A 25718-nucleotide genomic window follows, 5' to 3' on the forward strand; every position below is an offset into this window, starting at 1 on the left:
GATGGATTCTCAACGTAATATCCTGTTAATCGCCTTGGCACTCGTTTCTTTTTTACTTTTCCAGCAATGGCAAGTAGCAAAGAACCCAGCACCTCAAGCGGTTGAGCAGGCACAAAATAGCAGCACTCTAACTGCACCATCTATGGCTGATGAGTTAGACCCAGCACCAGCAGTAACCAATGCGTCTGCAAAAACCATCACCGTCAAGACTGATGTACTGACTCTGTCAATTGACACGGTAGGTGGTGATGTAGTGAAGGCCGAGCTGAATAAGTACGATGCTGAACTCAATTCAGAAGACCCATTTGTGCTACTTAAAGACATTCCTGGTCACCAGTTTATCGCGCAAAGTGGTTTAGTGGGACCGCAAGGGATCGATTTAAGCAGCAACAATCGTCCAAACTATACTGTTAGCGCCGACACCTTTGCTCTAGCGGATGGTCAAGACGAACTGCGCATTCCCATGACTTATCAAGCCAATGGCCTTGAATACACCAAAACCTTCATCCTTAAACGTGGCAGCTACGCCTTGGATGTTGAATTTGATGTAGTCAACCAATCTGGTAATAACGCGACACTGGGTATGTATGCACACCTACGCCAAAATTTATTGGACGCTGGTGGCAGCTTGGCTATGCCAACTTACCGTGGCGGTGCTTACTCAACACAAGATACACGTTATAAGAAATACAGTTTCGATGATATGCAAGATCGTAACTTGTCACTGCCTTTGGTTAACGGTGAAGGTTGGGCGGCGATGATCCAACACTACTTTGCCAGCGCGTGGATCCCACGTGATGCAGCAGGGTCAAACTTATACACTCGCGTGATTGGCAACTTAGGTGATATTGGTGTTCGCATGCCAAATAAAACCATCGCCAACGGTGAAAAAGCAACATTCTTAGCCACACTTTGGGTCGGTCCAAAACTGCAAGATGAGATGGCTGCTGTTGCGCCAAATCTTGATCTAGTTGTCGACTACGGCTGGTTATGGTTTATTGCAAAACCACTACACATGTTGCTTTCATTCATTCAAAGCTTCGTTAGCAACTGGGGTGTAGCAATCATCTGCTTAACCTTCATTGTTCGCGGTGCTATGTACCCACTGACCAAAGCACAATACACCTCAATGGCAAAAATGCGCATGCTGCAACCAAAGCTGCAAGCAATGCGTGAGCGCATCGGCGATGACCGCCAACGCATGAGCCAAGAAATGATGGAGCTGTATAAGAAAGAGAAAGTAAACCCACTCGGTGGTTGTTTACCTATCTTCCTGCAAATGCCTATCTTCATTGCGCTTTACTGGTCATTAATGGAATCGGTTGAACTGCGTCATTCACCTTTCTTTGGTTGGATTCATGACCTTTCAGCACAAGACCCATACTACATCTTGCCACTGCTGATGGGTGTGAGTATGTTTATGATCCAGAAAATGAGCCCGACGACAGTCACTGATCCGATGCAACAGAAGATCATGACCTTTATGCCGGTTATGTTTACGTTCTTCTTCTTGTTCTTCCCATCAGGTTTAGTGATTTACTGGTTGGTATCGAACATCGTTACCTTGATCCAGCAAACCTTGATTTACAAAGCGCTGGAGAAAAAAGGCTTACACTCTAAGTAGCCACTTCAGCAAGAAGTCACACTGACAAGTGAAACAAAGGCGACCTTTTGGTCGCCTTTTTGTTTTTGGCTGATTACAATTGCGCTCATACACCCCTATGTTAGGTACCCTTATGTCTACAGACACCATTGTTGCTCAAGCAACCGCTCCAGGCCGAGGTGGCGTGGGGATTATTCGCGTCTCAGGCCCGAAAGCCGCTCAAGTCGCGCTTGAAGTAACCGGGAAAACACTGAAACCTCGTTATGCGGAATACTTGCCTTTTAAGCATCAAGATGGCACCGAACTTGACCAAGGCATCGCGATCTATTTTCCTAACCCTCACTCCTTTACCGGCGAAGATGTGCTCGAACTACAAGGACACGGCGGTCCGGTCGTCATGGATATGCTGATCAAACGCATTTTGGCTATCAGTGGCTTGCGCGCAGCGCGCCCGGGTGAATTTTCTGAGCGTGCGTTTTTAAACGACAAAATGGATTTAACCCAAGCGGAAGCGATTGCCGATTTGATTGATGCCAGCTCTGAAGAAGCGGCCAAATCCGCTCTGCATTCATTGCAAGGTCAATTTTCCAAACGCATTCACACCTTGGTCGATTCCCTAATCCACCTGCGAATTTACGTTGAAGCAGCGATTGATTTTCCTGAAGAGGAGATCGATTTTCTTGCCGATGGTAAAGTTGCCGCAGATCTGCAAAATATCATCGACAACTTAGACGCCGTGCGCAAAGAGGCGAATCAAGGGGCCATTTTACGCGAAGGGATGAAAGTGGTGATAGCAGGGCGTCCTAACGCGGGTAAATCGAGTCTATTGAATGCGCTTTCAGGCAAAGATTCCGCCATCGTTACAGACATAGCAGGAACCACGCGTGACGTACTGAGAGAGCACATCCACATCGATGGCATGCCACTGCATATCATCGATACCGCTGGCCTACGTGATGCCAATGACGAAGTCGAAAGAATAGGTATTGAGCGTGCTTGGGATGAAATAGCAAAAGCAGATCGTGTGCTCTTTATGGTTGATGGCACCACCACCGATGCCACCGATCCGAAAGAAATCTGGCCAGATTTTGTCGATCGATTGCCTGAAAACATCGGCATGACGGTGATCCGCAACAAAGTCGATCAAACCAAAGAATCGCTCGGTATCTGTCATGTTAATTCTCCAACCTTAATCCGTCTGTCGGCAAAAACTGGAGAGGGAGTTGATGCTCTGCGTACTCATCTCAAAGAGTGCATGGGCTTTGCTGGGGGCAATGAAGGCGGCTTTATGGCCAGACGACGCCATTTGGACGCGCTAGAGCGCGCCGCACAGCACCTCATGATTGGTCAGCAGCAGCTCGAAGGCTACATGGCCGGTGAAATCTTAGCGGAAGAACTGCGTTTATCGCAGCAACATCTAAACGAGATAACGGGCGAATTTAGCTCCGATGACTTGTTAGGGCGCATCTTTTCGTCGTTCTGTATCGGCAAATGATCGCAGTGAGAAGCTTGATCACTCTTAATTATAGGAATATCTCATGATCCATATCATCACTGGCAGCACCTTAGGAGGCGCTGAATATGTCGCCGATCATCTCAACGATCTACTGCAAGAGCAAGGTTATACTACGACTATCCACAACCAACCCAACTTAAGTGATATACCCTCACAAGGGACTTGGCTCATTGTCACCTCCACGCATGGAGCGGGTGACTACCCAGACAATATCCAACCTTTTATCGCTTCTTTGCAGTCAACACCACCGAATACGAGCGAGTTAAAATATGCCGTGGTAGCACTTGGCGATTCAAGCTATGACACGTTTTGCGCAGCAGGTAAGCATGCATATCAACTGCTTGAGGATATAGGTGCAACGCCAATTAGCGACTGTTTCAGCATAGATATATTAGAATACTCCGTTCCTGAAGATGCCGCTGAAGTATGGCTCAAACAGCACATCGAACAATTCTAGCGAATGGCATAAAGTCACCAAGCGGCCTGTGAGCCGCTTTTTTTGTACCCTTAAGCTCTGTGTATAACTGTCTCAATACTCACCATAGAAAAGTTAAGTCCATTTTAAATATTTTAATGTGTATAACTATGCTGTTATTCGGTGATTAACCTATAGTTATCCAATTAATAACTTATGCATTTTACGACCCTGTGCATAACTAGCCTTTTTGATCCCAGCTAATACACGATTAGATCATGTCAGGATCACAGCTTGTGATCCTCTTAAAAACCATGATCTTGTTGATCATTTATCGGTTATCCACAGATATGCTCGATCCTAATAATAGATCTAATAAAAGATCTCTATATAGATCTTATATATTATTAACTTACCAAGCTCAGATTAAAAAAGCAGAAAAGCGATTTTCTAGCCAGTGGAAAGCAGGTAGAATACGCCTCTTTTGTCAGTCCATGCTTCATTGAATACCTGAGGTCGGTTCATGCTTTATCACGAAAAATTTGACGTCATTGTGGTCGGTGGTGGCCATGCTGGAACGGAAGCCGCTCTCGCTGCAGCTCGTACTGGTCAAAGTACGCTATTGCTTACCCATAACATTGAGACTCTAGGACAGATGTCGTGCAATCCTGCTATTGGCGGAATTGGTAAAGGACATCTGGTTAAAGAAGTCGATGCCATGGGCGGTCTAATGGCACAAGCGATTGATCATGCAGGTATTCAATTTAGAACACTCAATGCCTCAAAAGGGCCAGCGGTTCGAGCGACTCGAGCCCAAGCAGATCGTGCGCTTTACAAATCGTATGTGCGTGATGTGCTTGAAAACACGCCAAACTTAACTTTGTTCCAACAAGCGGTCGATGATCTTATCGTTGAAAATGATCGTGTAATGGGCGTTGTGACTCAAATGGGCCTCAAATTCCACGCCAAAGCGGTGGTATTGACAGTAGGTACCTTCCTTGGTGGAAAGATCCACATTGGTCTTGAAAACTTCTCAGGAGGCCGCGCAGGAGATCCTCCATCGATCGCATTAGCGCAACGTTTACGTGAACTGCCGTTTCGAGTCGATCGTTTAAAAACGGGTACGCCACCAAGGATCGATGCGCGTAGCGTGGACTTCTCAGTGTTAGAAACACAACACGGTGATAACCCAACGCCTGTTTTTTCCTTCATGGGACAACGTGAACAGCATCCACGTCAAATACCATGCTACATCACGCATACCAACGATAAAACGCATGATGTGATCCGTGCCAATCTTGATCGTAGTCCGATGTACGCAGGTGTCATCGAAGGTATCGGCCCACGCTACTGCCCATCGATCGAAGACAAAGTCATGCGTTTTGCCGACAAAAATAGCCATCAAATTTTTATCGAGCCTGAAGGTTTGACCACGACAGAACTCTACCCTAACGGTATTTCCACCAGCTTACCGTTTGATGTACAAGTGCAGATCGTTCGCTCAATGAAAGGGTTTGAAAACGCACATATTGTTCGTCCGGGTTACGCCATCGAGTACGATTTTTTCAATCCACAAGATTTAAAACAAACCTATGAAACCAAATTCATCAGTGGTTTGTTCTTTGCTGGTCAAATCAACGGCACCACCGGATACGAAGAAGCGGCAGCGCAAGGGTTAATGGCTGGTTTGAATGCAAGCTTATTTAGCCAAGAAAAAGAAGGCTGGAGTCCACGCCGTGATCAAGCTTACATGGGCGTGTTGATCGATGATCTTTCCACTATGGGTACCAAAGAACCTTATCGCATGTTTACCTCTCGCGCTGAATATCGCTTACTGCTACGCGAAGATAACGCCGATTTGCGTTTAACCGAAAAAGCCAGAGAGTTAGGTTTAGTCAATGATGCGCGCTGGGCGCGTTTTAATCAAAAAATGGAAAACATGGAAATTGAGCGTCAACGTTTGAAACAAACGTGGATGAACCCGAACTCCGTTGGTGTTGATGCACTGAATGCGTTGCTCAAAACACCGATGTCTCGTGAAGCAAGTGGTGAAGATCTACTACGTCGACCTGAAATCACCTATCAACAGCTCACGTCGCTTGAGTCATTTGCACCAGCATTGAACGATAGTGAAGCGGCTGAGCAAGTTGAAATTCAAATCAAATACGATGGTTATATTCAGCGTCAGCAAGATGAGATCGACAAATCATTGCGCCATGAGCACACTAAATTGCCGCTGGATCTTGACTATAAACAGGTCAAAGGCTTGTCCAACGAAGTGATCCTTAAGCTTAACAATGCCAAGCCTGAAACAGTTGGTATTGCCTCTCGTATTTCTGGTATTACACCAGCTGCTATTTCTATCTTATTGGTTTATTTGAAAAAGCAAGGTGTACTGAAGAAAGGGGAAGACGCCGCATGAGCGAGTTAAGAACGCGTCTCGATGATTTAATTGGTCAAACCGATCTCGAGGTCAATGAGCAGCAACGTAGCCAATTAGTCGGTTACGTGGAACTGCTGAATAAATGGAACAAAGCCTACAATCTCACCTCAGTGCGCGATCCTATGGATATGTTGGTGAAACATATTTTAGATAGTATAGTGGTAAGTCCTCACTTACAGGGTGAGCGTTTTATCGACGTTGGTACTGGGCCTGGTTTACCTGGTATACCTCTCGCTATCATGAATCCTGATAAAACCTTTTACTTACTCGATAGTTTGGGTAAGCGCATTCGTTTTATTAAACAAGTTCTGCATGAGCTTGGTATTAAAAATGTGACTACGATTCAAAGTCGAGTCGAAGAGTTTCAGCCTGAAGTAAAATTTGATGGCGTACTGAGCCGTGCGTTTGCTTCAATGCTCGATATGGTGGAATGGTGTCACCATTTACCAAAAAAAACATCGGGCCGATTTTTAGCCCTGAAAGGACAACGGCCAGATGAGGAAATAGCCACACTACCTGAGTGGTGTTCTGTGACTGATGTCAAAGCTTTGAAAGTTCCTGAGTTGGAAGGTGACCGTCATCTTGTAATCTTATCTCGCAAGGGATAACAGCGAGGCATACCGTGGGCAAAATCGTAGCAATCGCCAACCAGAAAGGTGGCGTAGGAAAAACAACAACGTGCATTAACTTAGCGGCCTCTATGGCGGCGACTAAGCGTAAAGTTTTAGTGATCGATCTCGACCCACAAGGCAATGCAACGATGGCCAGTGGTGTTGATAAGTATCAAGTAGATGCAACCGCGTACGAATTGTTGGTCGAAGACACCCCTTTTGATGAAGTCGTGTGTCGCAAAACAACGGGACACTACGATTTGATTGCGGCGAACGGAGACGTGACAGCCGCTGAAATCAAATTAATGGAAGTCTTTGCTCGCGAAGTGCGTTTGAAAAATGCCCTCGCGCCAGTTCGTGATAACTATGATTTCATCTTTATTGATTGTCCTCCTTCTTTAAATCTTCTTACAATCAACGCCATGGCCGCAGCGGATTCTGTGTTAGTGCCAATGCAATGTGAGTATTTTGCATTAGAAGGTTTAACGGCGTTAATGGATACCATCAGCAAGTTAGCCGCGGTAGTCAACGAAAACCTGAAAATCGAAGGGTTACTTCGAACGATGTACGATCCGCGTAATCGCCTAGCCAATGAAGTATCCGATCAACTGAAAAAGCACTTTGGAAACAAAGTCTATCGCACCGTTATTCCTCGTAATGTCCGTCTTGCTGAAGCGCCAAGTTATGGCAAGCCAGCAATGTACTACGACAAGTATTCAGCTGGGGCAAAAGCGTATCTCGCCTTAGCTGGCGAAATGCTTCGTCGAGAAGAAATACCCGCATAATCTCAACTAAAGGAATTCGTCTACATGACTAAACGTGGTTTAGGAAAAGGATTGGATGCATTGCTCGCAACCAGTTCTCTTGCTCGTGAAAAGGAGCAAGCCGCCTCACATAGCCAAGCACTCTCTTCTGATGGCGAATTAATGGATATCGCGGTATCAAATTTGAAACCTGGCATGTATCAACCACGTAAAGATATGTCGGCAGAAGCGTTGGAAGAGCTATCTGCGTCTATCCAATCGCAAGGTATTATCCAGCCGATCGTGGTAAGACGTTTAGAGCTTGGCGGCTATGAAATTATTGCAGGTGAACGCCGTTGGCGCGCTGCAAAACAAGCAGGTTTAAAGCAAGTGCCCTGTTTGATCAAAAATGTCCAAGATCGCGCTGCGATTGCGATGGCACTGATAGAAAATATTCAACGCGAAGATTTGAATGCGATTGAAGAAGCACAAGCTTTAGAGCGGTTGCAAGACGAATTTAAGCTCACTCACCAACAGGTGGCTGATGTGATTGGTAAATCACGCACTACCGTGAGTAACTTATTACGCTTAAATCAATTGGCGGATGGCGTGAAGCGTTTAGTGGAAACCAAGCAGCTTGAAATGGGCCATGCACGAGCATTATTGATGCTCGAAGGCGATCAACAAATTGAAATTGCACAACGTGTGGCCGCAAAACAGCTGACCGTGAGACAAACTGAGCAATTAGTGAAAAAGTGTCTAACACAGCCTTCTGAGGACGGATCGGCATCGGAAGACTTAGATGCACAACAAATGTCACAAAGATTGAGTGAAATGTTAGGGGCTAAAGTGTCGATCATTCGTTCAAAAGGTGGCAAAGCCAAAATGACGATTAGTCTTGATGAGCCTCACAAATTAGAGCAACTAATTGCCAAGCTAGAAAGCTAAATGAGATAATTGATTTAAGTCAATTATGCAAAAAACGTTTTTTTATTTGAAAGTTGTCGGTTTGTAAACAAAATTGTAACTTTTTGCTGTCTTTCAATTGCAATCAGTTCGACTCACCGTATAATTTTCGCCAATTTCCCAGCCCTATGTTGTAGATGAGCTGAGGATATTACTAGAGGTACGAATACATGGTAGCTGCGTTGGCTAGACCAGGACGAGAGCTTGCTAAGCGATTGTTAATGATCCAGTCTGGCGCGGTTATTTTTGTGGCGGCAGGGATGGCGGTAGCTGTAAATGCTGAATGGGGCTTTTCTGCGCTGATTGGGGGTGGCATCTTTGTCATTGCCAATGCGGTTTTTGCGCTGTGTGCTTTTATGTTTAGTGGAGCTCGTGCTGCGAAGCAAGTCGCGGCCTCTTTCTACACTGGCGAAGTACTCAAGATCCTCATCACAGTTGCACTGTTCTGTGTTGCCTACATGTATATGCAGGTGGAACTCGTTCCCCTCAAACTAACCTATTTGCTGGCTCTAGGTATTAATATCTGTGCGCCAGTGCTATTCATTAACAACAAAAAATAGGATGAGTTATGGCTGCGCCAGGTGAAGCGCTAACATCGTCCGGATACATTGAACACCACTTGACGAACCTCTCTCTTGCGAAGATTTCTGAGCATTACGATTTGGGGCTGTCAATTAGTGAGACGAGTTTCTGGAACGTACATATCGATAGCCTGTTTTTTTCCTTGTTTACTGGCTTAATATTCCTATGGATATTTCGCTCTGTAGCAAAGAAAGCAACAGCGGGTGTACCCGGTAAGCTGCAGTGTTTTGTTGAAATATTGGTAGAATTTGTCGATCAAAACGTCAAAGACACCTTTCATGGACGCAATCCACTTATAGCACCGCTGGCACTGACTATCTTTTGTTGGGTATTGTTAATGAACATCATGGACTTAGTGCCCATCGATTTCTTACCGTATCCAGCACAACATTGGCTTGGTATCCCTTATCTAAAAGTGGTTCCGTCAGCTGATGTGAATATCACCATGGCTATGGCTCTAGGCGTATTTGCTCTGATGATTTACTACAGCATCAAAGTGAAAGGCCTAGGTGGTTTTGCGAAAGAATTAGCTCTACATCCATTCAATCACTGGACCATGATTCCGTTTAACCTACTTATTGAAGTGGTATCGTTACTTGCGAAACCTCTCTCACTCGGTATGCGTCTATTCGGTAACATGTTCGCAGGTGAGGTGGTATTTATTCTTATCGCAGCGATGCTACCATGGTGGCTACAATGGATGGGTTCACTACCGTGGGCGATTTTCCATATTCTGGTAATTCTGATTCAATCTTTCGTGTTCATGATGCTGACTATTGTTTATCTATCAATGGCACACGAAGATAGTGATCATTAATTTTTTAAAGCTTTTTATTTGGGCACATAAGCCAACAACTATAAATTGGAGATAGTAATGGAAACTTTACTGAGCTTTTCTGCAATCGCCGTAGGTATTATCGTCGGTCTTGCTTCTCTTGGTACAGCGATTGGTTTCGCACTTCTAGGCGGTAAATTCCTTGAAGGTGCTGCTCGTCAACCAGAAATGGCTCCTATGCTACAAGTTAAGATGTTTATCATCGCGGGTCTACTTGATGCGGTTCCTATGATCGGTATCGTAATTGCGCTTCTATTCACTTTCGCGAACCCATTTGTTGGTCAACTAGGTTAATCAACCGATCACACAAATTGATGATTTGTCGTTGATTAATACTTTTCGTTGGTGAACAAATAGAGGGGTAGCTGTTGTGAATATGAACGCAACTCTGCTAGGTCAAGCAATCGCGTTTGCACTGTTTGTGTGGTTCTGCATGAAATATGTATGGCCGCCAATCATGAATGCGATCGAAGAGCGTCAGAAGAAAATTGCTGACGGTCTTTCAGCCGCTGAGCGCGCTGCTAAAAACTTGGATCTAGCACAAGCCAACGCTTCTGAACAAATGAAAGAAGCGAAGCGCACTGCAACTGAGGTCATCGAACAGGCAAATAAACGTAAAGCTCAAATTTTAGACGAAGCACGTGAGGAAGCTCAGGCAGAACGCCAGAAAATCCTTGCTCAAGCGGAAGCTGAACTTGAATCTGAACGTAACCGTGCCCGCGATGAGCTGCGTAAACAAGTTGCAACTCTGGCTGTAGCTGGTGCTGAGAAAATCCTTGAGCGTTCTATCGATAAAGATGCGCACAAAGATATTCTCGACAACATTACTGCAAGACTTTAAGGATGGGGGCGCTTTATGTCTGATTTGACTACAATTGCACGCCCCTATGCTAAAGCAGCATTCGATTTTGCGGTAGAGAAAAAGCAACTTGACCAATGGGGTCAGATGTTAGCTTTTGCTGCCGAGGTCGCAAAGAACGAGCAAATGAAAGAGCTACTAACGGGCTCTGTTTCGGCTGAGAAATTAGCGGAAATTTTCATCGCAATTTGTGGCGAACAGTTTGATGTTTATGGCCAGAACCTGTTAAAGGTGATGGCTGAGAATAGCCGATTAAAGGCTCTTCCTGATGTTAGTGAACAGTTCTTTGCTCTGAAACAAGAGCATGAGAAGCAGATGGATGTTGAAGTGATTTCAGCAACTGAGCTTTCTGATGAACAGCTTGTCAATATCAGCACCAAACTTGAGCAGCGTCTTGAACGCAAAGTTCAGCTGAATTGCAGTATAGATGAGACCCTACTTGGTGGGGTTATAATTCGAGCCGGAGACCTTGTCATCGATAACTCAGCCCGCGGTCGTTTAAACCGCCTGAGCGATGCATTACAGTCTTGATGGGGATTGGAGCATGCAACTTAATTCCACGGAAATTAGCGATCTAATTAAACAACGTATCGAATCTTTCGACGTTGTTAGTGAAGCTCGCAATGAAGGTACTATCGTATCGGTAAGCGATGGTATCATTCGCATTCACGGCCTAGCGGACGTGATGCAAGGTGAAATGATTGAATTACCGAGTGGCCGTTATGCACTTGCACTTAACCTTGAGCGTGACTCGGTTGGTGCGGTTGTCATGGGCCCATATGCTGACCTTAAGGAAGGCATGAAAGTAACAGGTTCTGGTCGTATTCTTGAAGTGCCAGTTGGTCCTGAATTGTTAGGTCGCGTAGTGAATACACTCGGTCAGCCTATCGATGGTAAAGGTCCTATCGAAGCGAAATTGTCTTCACCTGTTGAAATGATTGCACCTGGTGTAATCGACCGTAAATCAGTCGATCAACCAGTACAAACCGGCTATAAGTCAGTTGACTCTATGATCCCAATCGGTCGTGGCCAACGTGAACTTATCATCGGTGACCGTCAAACTGGTAAAACAGCAATGGCGATCGACGCAATTATTAACCAAAAAGATTCAGGTATTTACTCTATCTATGTTGCGATTGGCCAAAAAGCCTCAACTATCGCTAACGTAGTACGCAAATTAGAAGAGCACGGCGCGCTTGCAAACACAGTTGTGGTTGTTGCATCGGCTTCTGAATCAGCGGCATTGCAATACCTTGCGCCATATGCAGGTTGTGCAATGGGTGAATACTTCCGCGATCGCGGTGAAGATGCACTGATTGTTTATGATGACTTATCTAAACAAGCGGTTGCTTACCGTCAGATATCACTACTACTCAAACGCCCACCAGGCCGTGAAGCATTCCCAGGTGACGTTTTCTATCTCCACTCTCGTCTACTTGAGCGTGCTGCTCGTGTTAGCGAAGAGTATGTAGAACGTTTCACTAAGGGTGAAGTGAAAGGTAAAACCGGTTCTTTAACCGCTCTACCTATCATTGAAACACAAGCGGGTGACGTTTCAGCATTCGTACCGACTAACGTAATCTCGATTACCGATGGTCAGATCTTCCTACAAACTGAACTATTCAACGCGGGTGTTCGCCCAGCCGTTGACCCTGGTATTTCAGTATCTCGTGTAGGTGGTGCCGCTCAGACGAAAATCATCAAGAAACTGTCAGGTGGTATCCGTACCGCGCTTGCACAGTACCGTGAACTTGCTGCATTTGCTCAGTTCTCGTCAGATCTTGATGAAGCGACGAAGAGACAGCTAAACCATGGTCAGAAAGTAACAGAGCTGATGAAGCAGAAACAATATGCTCCGATGTCTGTGTTTGACCAAGCGTTGGTTATCTTTGCGGCAGAGCGTGGTTATTTAAATGATGTTGCGTTGAATAAACTGGCTGATTTTGAATCTGCTCTACTGTCGTATGCTCGTGGTCAATATGTTGATCTTGTAAAAGATATCGACAAATCGGGTGCTTATAACGATGAAATCGAAGCTCAGTTCAAGAAACTGGTTGACGATTTCAAGGCAACCCAGACCTGGTAATTGGTGGGTGACCTTAGGGTCACCACTGACCAATAACGGATTACCTTAAAAGAGAGTAAAACGATGGCCGGCGCAAAAGAGATACGTAATAAAATCGGTAGTGTTAAAAGCACGCAGAAAATTACGAAAGCGATGGAAATGGTAGCAGCTTCAAAAATGCGTCGTTCGCAAGACGGCATGGAAGCTTCTCGTCCATACGCTGAAACAATGCGTAAAGTGATCGGTCATGTGGCGAGTGCAAATCTAGAATATCGTCATCCTTATCTAGAAGAGCGCGAAGCCAAACGTGTTGGTTACATCATTATTTCAACAGACCGTGGTTTGTGTGGTGGTTTGAACGTGAACTTGTTCAAAAAAGCTCTACATGACATGAAAGATTGGTCGGAGAAAGGTGCTGAGGTTGAGCTGGCAATTGTGGGCTCAAAGGCAACGGCTTTCTTTAGAAACAGTGGCGCTAAAGTCGCTGCTCAAGTCTCTGGTTTGGGCGATAGCCCAACCTTGGAAGATTTGATCGGTTCCGTTGGTGTTATGCTGAAGAAATATGATGCAGGTGAGTTGGATCGCCTATACGTAGTGTTCAACAAATTTGTGAATACTATGGTTCAAGAACCAACGATCGATCAATTACTACCTTTGCCTAGATCGAATAGCGAAGAGATGAAACGCGAACATTCTTGGGACTACATCTATGAGCCTGAACCAAAGCCTCTACTCGATGCACTATTGCTGCGTTATGTAGAGTCTCAGGTTTATCAGGGTGTGGTTGAGAATCTTGCTTGTGAGCAAGCTGCTCGAATGATTGCGATGAAAGCAGCTACCGATAACGCAAGCAACTTGATTGATGATTTACAGCTTGTGTATAACAAAGCCCGTCAGGCGGCGATTACACAAGAACTATCGGAAATCGTTTCTGGTGCAGCAGCGGTTTAAGCTTAGGTAAAACAAACAGTTTAGAGGATTAACGATGGCTACAGGTAAGATCGTACAGATCATCGGTGCGGTAGTCGACGTAGAGTTCCCACAGGGCGAAGTACCAAGTGTTTACGATGCTCTGAATGTTGTGGATTCAAAAGAACGTCTCGTTCTTGAAGTTCAACAGCAGCTTGGCGGTGGCGTGATTCGCGCAATCGTAATGGGTAGCTCTGATGGTTTACGTCGTGGTTTGGTAGTTGAAAATACTGGCGCTCCAATTTCAGTACCAGTCGGTATTAAAACTTTAGGTCGTATCATGAACGTGCTTGGTGATGCGATTGATGAGCGTGGTGAAATCGGTGCGGAAGAGCTTTACTCTATCCACCGTCCAGCTCCAAGCTATGAAGAGCAATCAAACGAAACTGCTCTTCTTGAAACCGGTGTAAAAGTAATCGATTTGGTTTGTCCATTCTCTAAGGGTGGTAAAATCGGTCTATTTGGTGGTGCAGGTGTAGGTAAGACCGTTAACATGATGGAACTTATCAACAACATCGCACTGCAACACTCAGGTCTTTCAGTATTTGCGGGTGTTGGTGAACGTACTCGTGAAGGTAACGATTTCTACTATGAGATGCAGGAAGCCGGTGTTGTAAACATCGAAGAGCCTGAAAAATCAAAAGTAGCGATGGTTTACGGACAGATGAACGAGCCACCAGGCAACCGTCTACGTGTTGCACTGACGGGTTTGACAATGGCAGAACGTTTCCGTGACGAAGGTCGTGACGTACTTCTGTTCATCGATAACATCTACCGTTACACGCTTGCCGGTACGGAAGTATCAGCACTGCTAGGTCGTATGCCTTCAGCGGTAGGTTACCAACCTACTCTTGCAGAAGAAATGGGTGTGCTTCAGGAGCGTATTACGTCAACTAAGCAAGGTTCTATCACGTCTGTACAGGCGGTATATGTACCAGCAGATGACTTGACGGACCCGTCTCCAGCCACAACGTTCGCGCACTTGGATGCAACGGTTGTACTTAACCGTAACATCGCAGCAATGGGCCTATACCCAGCGATCGACCCACTCGATTCAACGTCTCGTCAGCTAGACCCACTCGTCGTAGGTCAAGAGCACTACGACATCGCTCGTGGCGTTCAGCAGACGCTTCAGCGCTACAAAGAGCTGAAAGACATCATTGCGATCTTGGGTATGGACGAGTTGTCTGAATCGGATAAGCAAGTTGTATCACGTGCACGTAAGATTGAACGTTTTCTAACTCAGCCTTATCACGTAGCTGAAGTATTTACAGGTGACCCTGGTGTTTACGTACCTCTAAAAGAGACGCTACGTGGCTTCAAAGGTCTTCTATCTGGTGAATACGATGACATTCCAGAGCAAGCGTTTATGTACTGCGGTACTATCGACGATGCGATTGAGAATGCTAAGAAGCTATAAGGCTAACTAGGAGGCGATATGGCAGCAATAACCTTTCACCTAGACGTCGTCAGTGCAGAGAAGAAAATCTTCTCTGGCCAAGTCGAAACGTTTCAGGTGACCGGTAGCGAAGGTGAACTGGGAATTTTCCACGGTCACACACCGCTGCTGACCGCTATTAAGCCTGGTATGGTGCGTATCGTTAAGCTACACGGCCACGAAGAAATTATTTATGTTTCGGGTGGTATTGTCGAAGTGCAACCGGGTACTGCTACAGTACTGGCTGATACGGCAATTCGTGGTGAAGAACTAGACGCAGCTAAGGCAGAAGAAGCCAAACGCAAAGCTGAAGAGAATATTTCAAATCAGCATGGCGATATGAACTTCGCACAAGCGGCCAGTGAACTGGCTAAAGCCATGGCTCAGTTACGAGTTATCGAGCTGACCAAAAAACGTCGTTAATGTGTTTTATAATTAAGACGTGATGTAAAAAGGCGACCTATAGGTCGCCTTTTTGCTTATTTTTTAACAGAAAATTATTTAGTTAAATTAACTATCTCTTTAATTACCGCTAAAATGCGGCTTAACTTTTTTAACGTCAATAGGTTGTCAATGAAATTTAGCGCAGTGATCCTCGCAGCAGGTAAAGGTACTCGAATGTATTCTAATATGCCTAAAGTGCTGCACACACTGGCGGGTAAGCCAATGGTGAAACACGTAATTGATACGTGCAATAGCTTAGGTGCCCAAAATATCCACTTGGTTTATGGTCATGGTGGTGAGCAAATGCAGCAAGCGCTTGCCGAAGAGTCGGTTAACTGGGTGCTGCAAGCGGATCAATTAGGAACTGGCCATGCCGTTGATCAAGCCTCGCCTCATTTCCAAGACGATGAGAAGATCCTCGTGTTGTACGGTGATGTTCCATTGATCTCGGAAGAAACCGTGGAAAGCTTGTTAGATGCACAGCCTAATGATGGAATAGCCTTGCTGACAGTGGTACTGGATAACCCAACCGGTTATGGCCGTATCGTGCGTAAGCATGGCCCTGTGGTGGCAATTGTTGAACAAAAAGATGCCACTGATGAGCAAAAGTTAATTAAAGAGATCAATACGGGCGTGATGGTGGCAACGGGGCGCGATCTCAAGCGCTGGTTGTCAGGCTTAAGTAATGAGAACGCACAAGGCGAATATTATCTGACAGATGTTATCGCTGCCGCGCACAATGAAGGCCGCGCAGTTGAGGCTGTTCATCCTGCCAGCTCTATTGAAGTGGAAGGAGTAAATGATCGCGCTCAACTGGCTCGTTTAGAGCGTGCTTATCAAGCAACACAAGCGAAAAAGCTATTAGAACAAGGTGTGATGCTACGCGATCCTACGCGTTTTGATCTGCGTGGTGAATTACAGTGTGGGATGGATGTTGAGATTGATGCAAACGTCATCATCGAAGGAAATGTCTCTTTGGGTGATAACGTAATTATCGGCATGGGTTGCGTGCTTAAAGATTGCGAAATTGATGACAACACAGTGATCCGCCCATACAGCGTCATTGAAGGGGCAACCGTTGCAGAAAACTGTACCGTTGGGCCTTTTACCCGTTTACGTCCTGGTGCTGAACTGCGTAATGATGCGCACGTAGGTAACTTCGTGGAAGTAAAAAATACTCGTTTGGGTGAAGGTTCAAAAGCCAATCACTTAACTTATCTTGGTGATGCTGAAATTGGCCAGCGTGTTAATGTCGGAGCTGGCGTTATTACTTGTAATTACGATGGTGTCAATAAATTCAAAACCACAATTGGTGATGATGTGTTTGTCGGTTCAGACAGCCAGTTGATTGCTCCTGTAACGATCGCCAATGGTGCAACGATTGGTGCTGGCACTACGCTAAGCAGTAACGTTGCTGAAGGTGAGTTAGTCATCACTCGCGCGAAAGAGCGAAAAATCAATGGTTGGAAGCGTCCTGTTAAGCGTAGCTAACAAATGAACGATTAAAAAGCCGCTTATAATGAGCGGCTTTTTATCAGTTCTTATTAAAAGACTTACTCTTCATCGCTGACTACGCGTGCATTATCTGGTGCGGTGAAGTGTTGAGAAAGTTCGCGGTTCGAGACGATATAACCAATCCATAGCCCGCCCATACAAATCATAATTGCAATACCCGTCACCATTTGTGCTTGGCTGGCCAACGTTGCGACCAATGCGCTGGCTAAACTACTAACGCAGATTTGTAAGCTATTTTGTAAACCCGCTGCAGTGGCTGGGCTTTGTTTGGCACTCGATAGTGCGCGGTTCACCACGATAGGGTAAAGCGCTCCGTTGGCAACTGCTATTAAGCAAAACGGTGCCAAAATTGGCCAAATGGAGGTCAGTTGCCACTGTGATGCAATGAATACTAATAAAGTGGCAACGCTAAAGAGGCCAATCAACTGCTTGAGCACTTTTTCGTCACCAAATTTATTCACTCCCACCTTACCTAAGTAGCCACCAACCATGAAAGCGATCGTTTGAGGAATAAAACTCAAACCGATATCTTTAGCGGCATAACCAAGGCGTGCCATAATCTCTGGCATCCCAGTCAAGTAAGCAAAGAAGGCCGCAGAAGCGCAAGCAAACATCATCACATTACCCAAGTAGGTTTTAGTGCTGAGCAGAGCTTTGATATCTTGCTTAATTGAGGTTTGTTTGGGTTGTGATTGTTCATTTTTTTGAGCAAAAGTACAGGCTACAAGCGCAACGCCCATTAATGTCAATGTCACAAAAATACTGTGCCAACCAAAGTTATCGGCCAGTAAGACGCCTAATTGAGGTGCAAGCGCGGGTGAAAGCGCGACCAAAGGCATGATGGTGGCGAATATTTGCTGGCTTGTTTTAGCTGGGTAGCGTTGAATTACCATTGCTTGCCAGATCACTGCGGGAGCACACACCCCTAAAGCTTGCACAAAGCGCAACGCTAATAATTGCCACACCTGCTCGCTAAAAGCTAAACCAAATGATGCCAACGTGAAGAGAACTAGGCCAGCCGCTAAAGTGTTACGGTGACCATATTTATCGGAAGCTAAGCCCCACACCAGTTGACCTAATGCCATACCGACCAGAAAAACGGTGAGAGACAAGGCTATTTGCTCTGGCCCTGTGGCAAAGTCCATTTCCATCGCTTTAAAGGCAGGGAGGTACATGTCTGTGGCAATGAAGCCAAGCATAGAGAGTGCGGCTAAGTACAGCAACTGTAATTTTGATGCTTTCATTTTTATTACCATTCAAAAAAATTAATCAATATTTGGCCAGCATTAATCTATGCCAACCTTAATTTATCTACTCATCTATTCTATTTTTCGTTTAATATTAAATGAAACGCTAAGTTTGTTGGTTATTCATCAAAAAAATTGAAGGCTTATGTTTTCTAAATCCTCATTAGAAATGCTTGATACTGTCGCACGGTTGGGTAGTTTTACCGCCGCTGCGGAGGTTTTGCATAAAGTGCCGTCAGCGATCAGCTACGGCGTTCGCCAAGTCGAACAAGATTTGGATGTGCTGCTGTTTCGCCGTTTACCTAGAAAGGTGGAGCTGACGCCCGCTGGTGAGCTGTTTATGGTGGAGGCTCGCCAATTGCTTAGGCAGATGGAAGAGATTCGTTCACAAACTAAACGCGCGGCGCATGGTTGGCAGAAAACGCTAAAATTGACGCTTGATAACGTGGTCAAACTCGACAAAATGAAACCGCTGGTGGAAGATTTTTATCGCACGTTTGAGTTTGCTGAGCTGCAAATCAACATGGAAGTGTTTAATGGCTCATGGGAAGCTATTGCTCAAGGTCGAGCTGACATTGTGATTGGTGCAACCTCTGCGATTCCTGTCGGTGGTGATTTTGAAGTGCGTGACATGGGTGTGTTGGATTGGGCATTTGTGATGTCTCCTCATCACCCTTGTGCTCAAGAGCCCTATTTAAGCGAAGATTTTGTCAGTCAGTTCCCGGCGATTTGTTTGGATGACACGTCAAGTGTATTACCCAAGCGGCATACGGATCACTACCCGCAGCAACGGCGCTTACTTTTACCGAATTGGTATAGTGCGATTGAATGCTTAAAAAATGAAGTCGGTGTGGGCTACATGCCAAGACACATTGCACAACCTTTGATTGTTGATGGTGGGTTGGTTGAACGGGTTATCACCGTTGATAAACTGCTTAGTCAATGCTGTTTAGTATGGCGCAAAGATGATAATCATAAATTGATCGAGTGGATGGTAAATTATCTGGGCAGTAGCGATCAACTTTATCGTGATTGGCTTCAAGCTAAATAACCTAATAAGAAGAGCCAGCAGTGCTGGCTCTTAAAAGACTCTTCAGTGAGAAGAAAAACAGAATGGTTATGGGCGCTCAAAAATAGTCGCAATGCCTTGGCCTAAACCAATGCACATCGTTGCTAGACCATATTTGGCGTCTTTCGCTTCCATCAAGTTAATCAGTGTGGTGGAGATGCGCGTGCCAGAACACCCGAGAGGGTGACCCAGTGCGATCGCCCCTCCGTTTAGGTTAACCTTCTCATCCACTACATCGAGCAAACCAAGATCTTTCGCGCAAGGTAGAGATTGAGCTGCAAACGCTTCGTTTAACTCAATCACATCCATATCTTGCATGGTGAGGCCTGCGCGCTGTAGCGCTTTATGGGTCGCCGGAACTGGCCCGTAACCCATAATTGAAGGATCGCAACCAGCGACGGCCATTGATTTCACACGCGCGCGAATCTTTAAGCCAAGCGCATTGGCTTTCTCTTCGCTCATGATCAACATCGCCGATGCGCCATCGGACAGAGCCGATGAGGTGCCTGCTGTTACAGTACCATTGGCTGGGTCAAAAACAGGACGTAACTGTGCTAGCCCTTCAACAGTGGTTTCTGGGCGGATCACTTCATCAAAATCGAGCGTGAACAGAGTACCATCTTCGGCATGAGCTTCAGTGGGGAGGATTTCATTTTTGAAGCGGCCTTCAACGGTTGCTGCGTAAGCGCGTTGATGCGAACGAGCGGCAAAGGCATCTTGTTGCTCACGGCTAATGCCGTGCATTTTACCTAACATCTCAGCCGTTAACCCCATCATCCCCGCAGCTTTGGCAACGGTTTTTGACATGCCAGGATGGAAATCAACGCCATGGTTCATCGGTACGTGTCCCATATGCTCAACGCCGCCCACAAGGCAGATTTCAGCATCACCAACCATAATGGCGCGGGTGGCATCATGCAGTGCTTGCATTGATGAACCACATAAACGGTTAACGGTGACGGCACCAATTTCAATCGGCAAGCCAGCCAACAGTGCCGCATTACGCGCGACGTTAAAGCCTTGTTCTAAGGTTTGTTGCACACAACCCCAGTAGATATCTTCGATCTCTTTTGGGTTGACTTGTGGATTACGGGCTAAAATGCCTTTCATCAGATGTGCAGATAAATCTTCCGCACGAGTATGACGAAATGCCCCACCTTTTGAACGACCCATCGGGGTGCGTAGGCAATCAACAATTACGACATTTCTCTTATGTGAAGTCATTTGGACATCTCTCCTTAGATAGAACTTGCTTGTTGAGTACCGTAGAAGGTCTCGCCTTTTTCTGCCATATCAAGCAGCAGTTGAGGTACATGATACATCGCGCCCAATGCTTGGTATTGGCTTGCCATTGCAACGTAGTTTTGTAAGCCAAGACTATCGAGATAGCGGAATACGCCGCCTCTAAAAGGAGGGAACCCCAAGCCGTACACCAACGCCATATCCGCTTCTTGGGGTGAAGCGATGATCTTCTCTTCTAAACAGAGTGCCACTTCATTGATCATCGGAATCATCATGCGCTCAATGATGGTTTGATCATCAAAAGTACGTTTATCACCACATTCTACGTTAAGAACAGTGAGAACCTCTTCAGAGAAAGTTTTCTTCGGTTTGCCTTTCTTATCTAAAGTGTATTGATAGAAACCGCTGCCATTTTTCTGGCCATATTTATTGGCGTCAAACAGTGCATCAATAGCATCGCGGCCCTGTTTACCCATACGTTCGGGGAAACCTTGTGCCATTACTGCTTGTGCATGGTGAGCGGTATCAATACCGACCACATCTAGAAGATAAGCAGGGCCCATTGGCCAACCAAACTTACGTTCCATCACTTTATCGATTTGAGTGAAATCAGCGCCATCGCGCAGTAATAAACTAAAGCCACCAAAGTAAGGGAAAAGTACGCGGTTTACGAAGAACCCAGGGCAGTCATTGACCACGATGGGGGATTTACCCATTTTGGCCGCGTAAGCGACAACTCGATTGATGGTTTCATCGGAAGTGTGTTCACCACGAATAATTTCCACCAATGGCATACGATGTACTGGGTTAAAAAAGTGCATACCACAGAAGTTTTCTGGACGTTTGAGTGATTTGGCCAGTAGGTTGATTGGAATGGTTGAGGTGTTCGAGGTGATAACCGCATCCTCACCAACATTGGCTTCGACTTCACTTAGTACCGCGGCTTTGATTTTCGGGTTTTCAACCACAGCTTCAACAACCACATCCGCTTGCTCAATCCCCGCATAATGCAGGCTAGGCGTAATCGATGCCAGCACACTGGCCATTTTAAAACCATCAATTTTTCCGCGCTCTAGCTGCTTGTTAAGTAACTTAGATGCCTCGGTCATACCTAAATTAAGGGACGATTGAGCAATATCTTTCATCAAAACAGGCACGCCTTTTACTGCCGATTGATAAGCAATGCCGCCGCCCATGATCCCCGCACCAAGTACAGCCGCTCGTCCGGTTTCTTTATTGGCTGATTTAGCCGCTTTTTTTGCCAGTGCTTTAATATATTGGTCGTTGAGGAATAAACCGACCAAGGATTTCGCCGCTTCAGAATGAGCGAGCTTAACGAAGTGTTTACGCTCAATGGCCAATGCTTCATCACGGCTACAGCGCGCGGCTTCTTCTATTGCAATAACAGCGGTTATTGGCGCTGGATAATGAGGTCCGGCATGCTGTGCAACCAAGCCTTTGGCCATGGTGAAGCTCATCATGGCTTCTAATTTGCTGAGTGTCAGCGCGGACATTTTTTGCTGGCGACGCATTTTCCAATCAACGGTTTCATTGATGGCCGATGTGATGGTTTTGAGTGCTGACTCAAGCAGTTTGTCGCTATCAACAATCGCATCGAGCAGCCCAATTTTAAGGGCTTCTTCAGCACGACATGCTTTGCCTTGAGTGATCACTTCCATAGCATTGTCGGCACCAATTACACGAGGCAGACGCACACAGCCACCGAACCCCGGCATAATACCAAGCTTTGTTTCCGGTAATCCTATGCTGGTGGTCGCGTCACCAATACGGAAATCGGTAGCGAGTACACACTCACATCCACCGCCTAGCGCGTGCCCTGTTAAAGCGGCTAGTGTCGGAACGGGTAGATCTTCTAGTTTGTTGAAAATGCTATTGGCAAATTGCAGCCATTGGTCGAGTTCTTGCGCAGGTTTAGCAAAGAGGCCTAAAAACTCAGTGATATCAGCCCCGACAATAAAAGATTCTTTATCGGAAGTAAGAATAAGGCCTTTCAGTCCTTGGTGGGCTTTTAGGGCATCAAGTGCATGGTTGAGCGATTCAAGAGTGGCAAGGTCAAGTTTGTTCACTGACTCCTTGGAGCAGAAACGCAACTCCGCAATACCATCTTGTAATTCCTTTACCTGTAGGGTGTTGGCTTGGTAAATCATTGTCTATCTCCGTGACATACAACCTTAAGATCGTGTGTGAGAGTTTTTGTTGTATTAATGGTTCTGGTTTGACCAGTCGGTTTAGTTTGACCTGAGGATTGTTTAATTTCAATACATTTTTTAAACAACTGTTTAACATTGAGTGCAAATGGAGATCAGCGCTGCTTTTTTAAGTGCACGTGTTACACTCTTGCCATCCGCTCGATCTATGATTTCACATGAACGAACAACCTTATTTAATTCCAGCGTTGCCCACCCAATTTGAAGAGGAAATCAAAAAAAGCCTCTTTATTACCTATTTGGCCCATACTCCGAGTGTAGATGCTGCCAAAGCCTTCGTTGCGCAAATAAAGACAAAACATAGCGACGCCAGACATAACTGCTGGGGCTTTGTTGCCGGACGACCGGAAGATTCGATGTTGTGGGGTTTTAGTGATGATGGTGAGCCATCAGGGACGGCGGGCAAACCGATATTGGCGCAGCTAGCCGGATCGAGTGTCGGGGAGTTAACGGCTGTCGTCACTCGTTATTATGGTGGGATTCGTCTTGGCACTGGTGGGTTAGTTAAAGCTTATGGTGGCGGAGTACAACAAGCACTCAAGCAGCTTCAAACTATTGAGAAAAAAATCACCACAAAATTATCCCTAACGTTAGACTACAGTTTTGTGCCGATTGCTCAATCCATCATCGCGCAGTATGAAGCATTAGAAGTCGAAGCCGATTATAAAGAACAGGTTAAATTTCTTGTTGAGATAGAATTGCTCCATCTTGATGCCTTTACTCAAACTATCATTAATAAAAGCGGTGCAAAAGCTGTAGTGACCGCCATAAAAAATAATTAGGAAGTCAGAAGCTTCGCTTCAGAAAAAGCAATGCAAATTCGATCTATTATTCGTATCGTCGGGCTTTTGCTCGCGCTATTTAGTGTCTCTATGCTTGCCCCTGCGCTGGTGGCTTTGCTGTACCGCGATGGTGCAGGTGTACCTTTTGTCACGACCTTTTTTGTATTGTTGATGTGTGGCGGTTTTTTTTGGTTTCCAAACCGCCGCTATCGACATGAATTGAAAGCCAGAGACGGTTTTTTGATCGTTGTACTGTTTTGGACGGTTATCGGTAGTGCGGGTTCATTACCATTTTGGTTAGCGGATAACCCTAATGTATCGGTGACGGATGCGTTTTTTGAATCGTTTTCAGCATTAACCACCACCGGAGCAACCGTCATTGTTGGGTTAGATGAATTACCTAAAGCGATTTTGTTCTATCGGCAGTTTTTACAATGGTTTGGTGGGATGGGGATCATCGTTCTAGCGGTGGCCATTTTGCCAGTATTGGGAATTGGGGGAATGCAGTTATATCGAGCAGAAATTCCAGGCCCGGTCAAAGATACTAAAGTCACTCCAAGAATCGCCGAAACCGCTAAAGCACTTTGGTACATCTATTTAAGCTTAACGATTGCCTGCGCGACTGCTTTTTGGGCAGCAGGGATGACCCTATTTGATGCGATTTGTCATAGCTTCTCTACGATCGCTATTGGTGGGTTTTCGACTCATGATGCAAGCATGGGGTATTTTGACAGTTATGCGATCAATTTAATTACGGTTGTTTTTTTGCTCATTTCAGCCTGTAATTTTACGCTCCATTACGCGGCGTTTGCGACAGGTGGTGTTCATCCAAAATATTACCTTAAAGATCCAGAGTTTAGAGCTTTCGCTCTTATACAAGTCATTTTGTTTGCGGTTTGCTTTTCGATTTTACTCAAACACCATTCTTACGACTCTTTTTATGACGCTTTTGATCAGGCGCTATTTCAAACGGTATCCATTTCGACGACGGCAGGCTTTACCACAACAGGTTTTGCAGATTGGCCGTTATTCTTACCTGTATTATTGCTGTTTTCTTCATTTATAGGTGGGTGTGCTGGCTCTACGGGCGGTGGCATGAAAGTGATCCGTATCTTATTGCTTACCTTACAAGGTGCTCGTGAGATGAAACGCCTTATCCACCCAAGAGCCGTGTATACGATTAAGGTGGGCGGAAGTGCTCTTTCACAGCGAGTTGTTGACGCGGTTTGGGGATTTTTCTCAGCGTACGCACTGGTCTTCGTGGCGTGTATGTTGGCATTGATCGCAACAGGAATGGATGAACTGAGTGCATTTTCTGCCGTCGCTGCAACATTGAATAACTTAGGGCCTGGATTGGGTCAAGTCTCCGTACACTTTGCGGATGTTAATGACAGTGCAAAATGGGTATTGGTTGTTTCGATGCTCTTTGGTCGCTTAGAAATTTTTACACTATTAATACTGCTTACCCCTACGTTTTGGCGCAGTTAAGGATATCCCGTGCAAAAAGCTCTTTTTCTCTATTCTTCCCGTGAAGGTCAAACCAAGAAAATTCTTAACTATATAAAAGAGGAACTTTCTGAGTTTGATTGCGAACTTGCCGATTTACATCAAATTGAGGATATTGATTTAGCTCTTTACGATCGAGTCTTAATTGGTGCTTCTATTCGCTACGGACATTTAAATAAAAAGCTTTATCAATTTATAGAAAAACATGCCGAGCAATTAGCACTCGCTAAAGCGGCGTTCTTTTGTGTCAACTTAACTGCAAGAAAAGAAGCGCAGGGTAAAGATACTCCAGAAGGAAGTGTCTATATTAAAACCTTTCTCAGTAAATCAGCATGGCAACCCAAGCTAATCGGAGTTTTCGCTGGTGCTCTTTACTATCCACGTTATCACTTTTTCGATAAGGTGATGATTCGTTTCATCATGTCATTGACTGGCGGTGAAACTGATACCTCAAAAGAAGTTGAATATACAAACTGGCAAAAAGTATCTCTTTTTAGTGATAACTTTAAAAAATTGTAAATAAAAAGTCGATTTTTAGCGTCTTTTGGCTTTTTTCTGTTCGAACAAATAGAAAATCAAAAAAAACAGCAAAAAGGGGTTGCCAACGTGACGGCGATCTCTATAATGCCGCCTCACTGAC

The 25718-nt window shown here is 45.4% G+C and carries 24 protein-coding genes; 21 read left to right on the top strand and 3 right to left on the bottom strand.

What is annotated here, in order from left to right:
- Position 1: 1 nt before the first annotated feature.
- The 17 genes from yidC to glmU all read left to right on the top strand — a co-directional run bounded on the left by yidC (position 2) and on the right by glmU (position 16980).
- Positions 2–1624 (top strand): membrane protein insertase YidC, encoded by a 1623-nt coding sequence (gene yidC / locus DD616_RS05060; protein WP_017046370.1) that lies wholly within the window; start codon positions 2–4, stop codon positions 1622–1624.
- Positions 1625–1736: 112 nt separating this feature from the next.
- Positions 1737–3098, top strand: a complete 1362-nt coding sequence (gene mnmE / locus DD616_RS05065) for a tRNA uridine-5-carboxymethylaminomethyl(34) synthesis GTPase MnmE (protein ID WP_029189865.1) — start codon at positions 1737–1739, stop codon at positions 3096–3098.
- Between the two features lie 43 nt (positions 3099–3141).
- A complete protein-coding gene (gene mioC, locus DD616_RS05070; RefSeq protein ID WP_064626107.1) occupies positions 3142–3576 on the top strand; it encodes an FMN-binding protein MioC in 435 nt (144 codons plus the stop codon).
- 481 nt (positions 3577–4057) lie between these two features.
- On the top strand, positions 4058–5956 hold the full coding sequence (gene mnmG, locus DD616_RS05075) for a tRNA uridine-5-carboxymethylaminomethyl(34) synthesis enzyme MnmG (RefSeq protein ID WP_094123439.1): 1899 nt from the start codon (positions 4058–4060) through the stop codon (positions 5954–5956).
- Positions 5953–6585 (top strand): 16S rRNA (guanine(527)-N(7))-methyltransferase RsmG, encoded by a 633-nt coding sequence (gene rsmG / locus DD616_RS05080; RefSeq protein ID WP_208872025.1) that lies wholly within the window; start codon positions 5953–5955, stop codon positions 6583–6585. The genes mnmG and rsmG overlap by 4 nt, the downstream gene beginning before the upstream one ends.
- A gap of 14 nt (positions 6586–6599) precedes the next feature.
- Positions 6600–7373 (top strand): ParA family protein, encoded by a 774-nt coding sequence (locus DD616_RS05085; protein WP_013855586.1) that lies wholly within the window; start codon positions 6600–6602, stop codon positions 7371–7373.
- A 24-nt stretch (positions 7374–7397) separates the two neighbouring features.
- Entirely contained in the window at positions 7398–8279 is an 882-nt protein-coding gene (locus DD616_RS05090; protein WP_017044113.1) for a ParB/RepB/Spo0J family partition protein, read from the top strand.
- A 188-nt stretch (positions 8280–8467) separates the two neighbouring features.
- Positions 8468–8857 carry a F0F1 ATP synthase subunit I gene (locus DD616_RS05095; RefSeq protein WP_013855588.1) on the top strand — a complete coding sequence of 130 codons (390 nt, stop codon included), beginning with the start codon at positions 8468–8470 and terminating at the stop codon, positions 8855–8857.
- Between the two features lie 8 nt (positions 8858–8865).
- On the top strand, positions 8866–9696 hold the full coding sequence (gene atpB, locus DD616_RS05100; RefSeq protein WP_013855589.1) for a F0F1 ATP synthase subunit A: 831 nt from the start codon (positions 8866–8868) through the stop codon (positions 9694–9696).
- 57 nt (positions 9697–9753) lie between these two features.
- On the top strand, positions 9754–10008 hold the full coding sequence (gene atpE, locus DD616_RS05105) for a F0F1 ATP synthase subunit C (RefSeq protein ID WP_002540812.1): 255 nt from the start codon (positions 9754–9756) through the stop codon (positions 10006–10008).
- 76 nt (positions 10009–10084) lie between these two features.
- On the top strand, positions 10085–10555 hold the full coding sequence (gene atpF, locus DD616_RS05110) for a F0F1 ATP synthase subunit B (protein ID WP_013855591.1): 471 nt from the start codon (positions 10085–10087) through the stop codon (positions 10553–10555).
- Positions 10556–10570: 15 nt separating this feature from the next.
- On the top strand, positions 10571–11104 hold the full coding sequence (gene atpH / locus DD616_RS05115) for a F0F1 ATP synthase subunit delta (RefSeq protein ID WP_208872026.1): 534 nt from the start codon (positions 10571–10573) through the stop codon (positions 11102–11104).
- Positions 11105–11117: 13 nt separating this feature from the next.
- Positions 11118–12659 (top strand): F0F1 ATP synthase subunit alpha, encoded by a 1542-nt coding sequence (gene atpA / locus DD616_RS05120; protein ID WP_026027662.1) that lies wholly within the window; start codon positions 11118–11120, stop codon positions 12657–12659.
- Between the two features lie 63 nt (positions 12660–12722).
- On the top strand, positions 12723–13589 hold the full coding sequence (gene atpG, locus DD616_RS05125) for a F0F1 ATP synthase subunit gamma (protein ID WP_013855594.1): 867 nt from the start codon (positions 12723–12725) through the stop codon (positions 13587–13589).
- 34 nt (positions 13590–13623) lie between these two features.
- Positions 13624–15027, top strand: coding sequence for a F0F1 ATP synthase subunit beta (atpD, locus tag DD616_RS05130; protein WP_010319968.1), 1404 nt, complete (start codon positions 13624–13626; stop codon positions 15025–15027).
- An 18-nt stretch (positions 15028–15045) separates the two neighbouring features.
- Positions 15046–15468 (top strand): F0F1 ATP synthase subunit epsilon, encoded by a 423-nt coding sequence (locus DD616_RS05135; protein ID WP_013855597.1) that lies wholly within the window; start codon positions 15046–15048, stop codon positions 15466–15468.
- 150 nt (positions 15469–15618) lie between these two features.
- Positions 15619–16980 (top strand): bifunctional UDP-N-acetylglucosamine diphosphorylase/glucosamine-1-phosphate N-acetyltransferase GlmU, encoded by a 1362-nt coding sequence (gene glmU / locus DD616_RS05140; RefSeq protein WP_026029111.1) that lies wholly within the window; start codon positions 15619–15621, stop codon positions 16978–16980.
- Positions 16981–17042: 62 nt separating this feature from the next.
- On the opposite strand, the gene punC is transcribed toward glmU, so the two are convergent.
- Positions 17043–18248: a purine nucleoside transporter PunC gene (punC, locus tag DD616_RS05145; RefSeq protein WP_026027660.1), complete on the bottom strand. Its 1206-nt coding sequence runs from the start codon at positions 18246–18248 to the stop codon at positions 17043–17045.
- A 148-nt stretch (positions 18249–18396) separates the two neighbouring features.
- On the opposite strand from punC, the gene punR reads away from it, so the two are divergent.
- Entirely contained in the window at positions 18397–19302 is a 906-nt protein-coding gene (gene punR / locus DD616_RS05150) for a DNA-binding transcriptional activator PunR (protein ID WP_208872027.1), read from the top strand.
- Between the two features lie 66 nt (positions 19303–19368).
- Here punR and fadA read toward each other — a convergent pair whose 3' ends face one another.
- Both fadA and fadB read right to left on the bottom strand, forming a co-directional pair.
- Positions 19369–20544, bottom strand: a complete 1176-nt coding sequence (gene fadA, locus DD616_RS05155; protein ID WP_017046375.1) for an acetyl-CoA C-acyltransferase FadA — start codon at positions 20542–20544, stop codon at positions 19369–19371.
- A gap of 14 nt (positions 20545–20558) precedes the next feature.
- Positions 20559–22730, bottom strand: a complete 2172-nt coding sequence (gene fadB, locus DD616_RS05160) for a fatty acid oxidation complex subunit alpha FadB (protein WP_094164369.1) — start codon at positions 22728–22730, stop codon at positions 20559–20561.
- Positions 22731–22948: 218 nt separating this feature from the next.
- Between fadB and DD616_RS05165 the strand changes: the two genes are divergently transcribed.
- From DD616_RS05165 to hemG, 3 genes are read left to right on the top strand one after another with little or no spacing between them, the layout of a single operon-like run.
- A complete protein-coding gene (locus DD616_RS05165; protein WP_208872028.1) occupies positions 22949–23572 on the top strand; it encodes a YigZ family protein in 624 nt (207 codons plus the stop codon).
- Positions 23573–23602: 30 nt separating this feature from the next.
- Positions 23603–25060: a TrkH family potassium uptake protein gene (locus tag DD616_RS05170; RefSeq protein WP_017046377.1), complete on the top strand. Its 1458-nt coding sequence runs from the start codon at positions 23603–23605 to the stop codon at positions 25058–25060.
- A gap of 9 nt (positions 25061–25069) precedes the next feature.
- Complete coding sequence (hemG, locus tag DD616_RS05175; RefSeq protein ID WP_013855605.1) at positions 25070–25597, top strand: menaquinone-dependent protoporphyrinogen IX dehydrogenase; 528 nt, start codon at positions 25070–25072, stop codon at positions 25595–25597.
- Positions 25598–25718 lie beyond the last annotated feature (121 nt).

This window comes from Vibrio anguillarum (genome assembly GCF_003390515.1).
GTDB classification, from domain to species: domain Bacteria; phylum Pseudomonadota; class Gammaproteobacteria; order Enterobacterales; family Vibrionaceae; genus Vibrio; species Vibrio anguillarum.

What these genes read in the sequence shown, in the direction of transcription:
- atpD (WP_010319968.1), top strand. Translation starts at nt 13,624, where the DNA reads ATGGCTACAGGTAAGATCGTACAGATCATCGGTGCGGTAGTCGACGTA.
- atpA (WP_026027662.1), top strand. Translation starts at nt 11,118, where the DNA reads ATGCAACTTAATTCCACGGAAATTAGCGATCTAATTAAACAACGTATC.
- punR (WP_208872027.1), top strand. Translation starts at nt 18,397, where the DNA reads ATGTTTTCTAAATCCTCATTAGAAATGCTTGATACTGTCGCACGGTTG.
- mnmG (WP_094123439.1), top strand. Translation starts at nt 4,058, where the DNA reads ATGCTTTATCACGAAAAATTTGACGTCATTGTGGTCGGTGGTGGCCAT.
- mnmE (WP_029189865.1), top strand. Translation starts at nt 1,737, where the DNA reads ATGTCTACAGACACCATTGTTGCTCAAGCAACCGCTCCAGGCCGAGGT.
- DD616_RS05170 (WP_017046377.1), top strand. Translation starts at nt 23,603, where the DNA reads ATGCAAATTCGATCTATTATTCGTATCGTCGGGCTTTTGCTCGCGCTA.
- atpB (WP_013855589.1), top strand. Translation starts at nt 8,866, where the DNA reads ATGGCTGCGCCAGGTGAAGCGCTAACATCGTCCGGATACATTGAACAC.
- yidC (WP_017046370.1), top strand. Translation starts at nt 2, where the DNA reads ATGGATTCTCAACGTAATATCCTGTTAATCGCCTTGGCACTCGTTTCT.
- atpG (WP_013855594.1), top strand. Translation starts at nt 12,723, where the DNA reads ATGGCCGGCGCAAAAGAGATACGTAATAAAATCGGTAGTGTTAAAAGC.
- atpE (WP_002540812.1), top strand. Translation starts at nt 9,754, where the DNA reads ATGGAAACTTTACTGAGCTTTTCTGCAATCGCCGTAGGTATTATCGTC.
- DD616_RS05165 (WP_208872028.1), top strand. Translation starts at nt 22,949, where the DNA reads ATGAACGAACAACCTTATTTAATTCCAGCGTTGCCCACCCAATTTGAA.
- DD616_RS05090 (WP_017044113.1), top strand. Translation starts at nt 7,398, where the DNA reads ATGACTAAACGTGGTTTAGGAAAAGGATTGGATGCATTGCTCGCAACC.
- punC (WP_026027660.1), bottom strand. Translation starts at nt 18,248, where the DNA reads ATGAAAGCATCAAAATTACAGTTGCTGTACTTAGCCGCACTCTCTATG.
- mioC (WP_064626107.1), top strand. Translation starts at nt 3,142, where the DNA reads ATGATCCATATCATCACTGGCAGCACCTTAGGAGGCGCTGAATATGTC.
- fadA (WP_017046375.1), bottom strand. Translation starts at nt 20,544, where the DNA reads ATGACTTCACATAAGAGAAATGTCGTAATTGTTGATTGCCTACGCACC.
- DD616_RS05095 (WP_013855588.1), top strand. Translation starts at nt 8,468, where the DNA reads ATGGTAGCTGCGTTGGCTAGACCAGGACGAGAGCTTGCTAAGCGATTG.
- DD616_RS05135 (WP_013855597.1), top strand. Translation starts at nt 15,046, where the DNA reads ATGGCAGCAATAACCTTTCACCTAGACGTCGTCAGTGCAGAGAAGAAA.
- fadB (WP_094164369.1), bottom strand. Translation starts at nt 22,730, where the DNA reads ATGATTTACCAAGCCAACACCCTACAGGTAAAGGAATTACAAGATGGT.
- atpH (WP_208872026.1), top strand. Translation starts at nt 10,571, where the DNA reads ATGTCTGATTTGACTACAATTGCACGCCCCTATGCTAAAGCAGCATTC.
- rsmG (WP_208872025.1), top strand. Translation starts at nt 5,953, where the DNA reads ATGAGCGAGTTAAGAACGCGTCTCGATGATTTAATTGGTCAAACCGAT.
- glmU (WP_026029111.1), top strand. Translation starts at nt 15,619, where the DNA reads ATGAAATTTAGCGCAGTGATCCTCGCAGCAGGTAAAGGTACTCGAATG.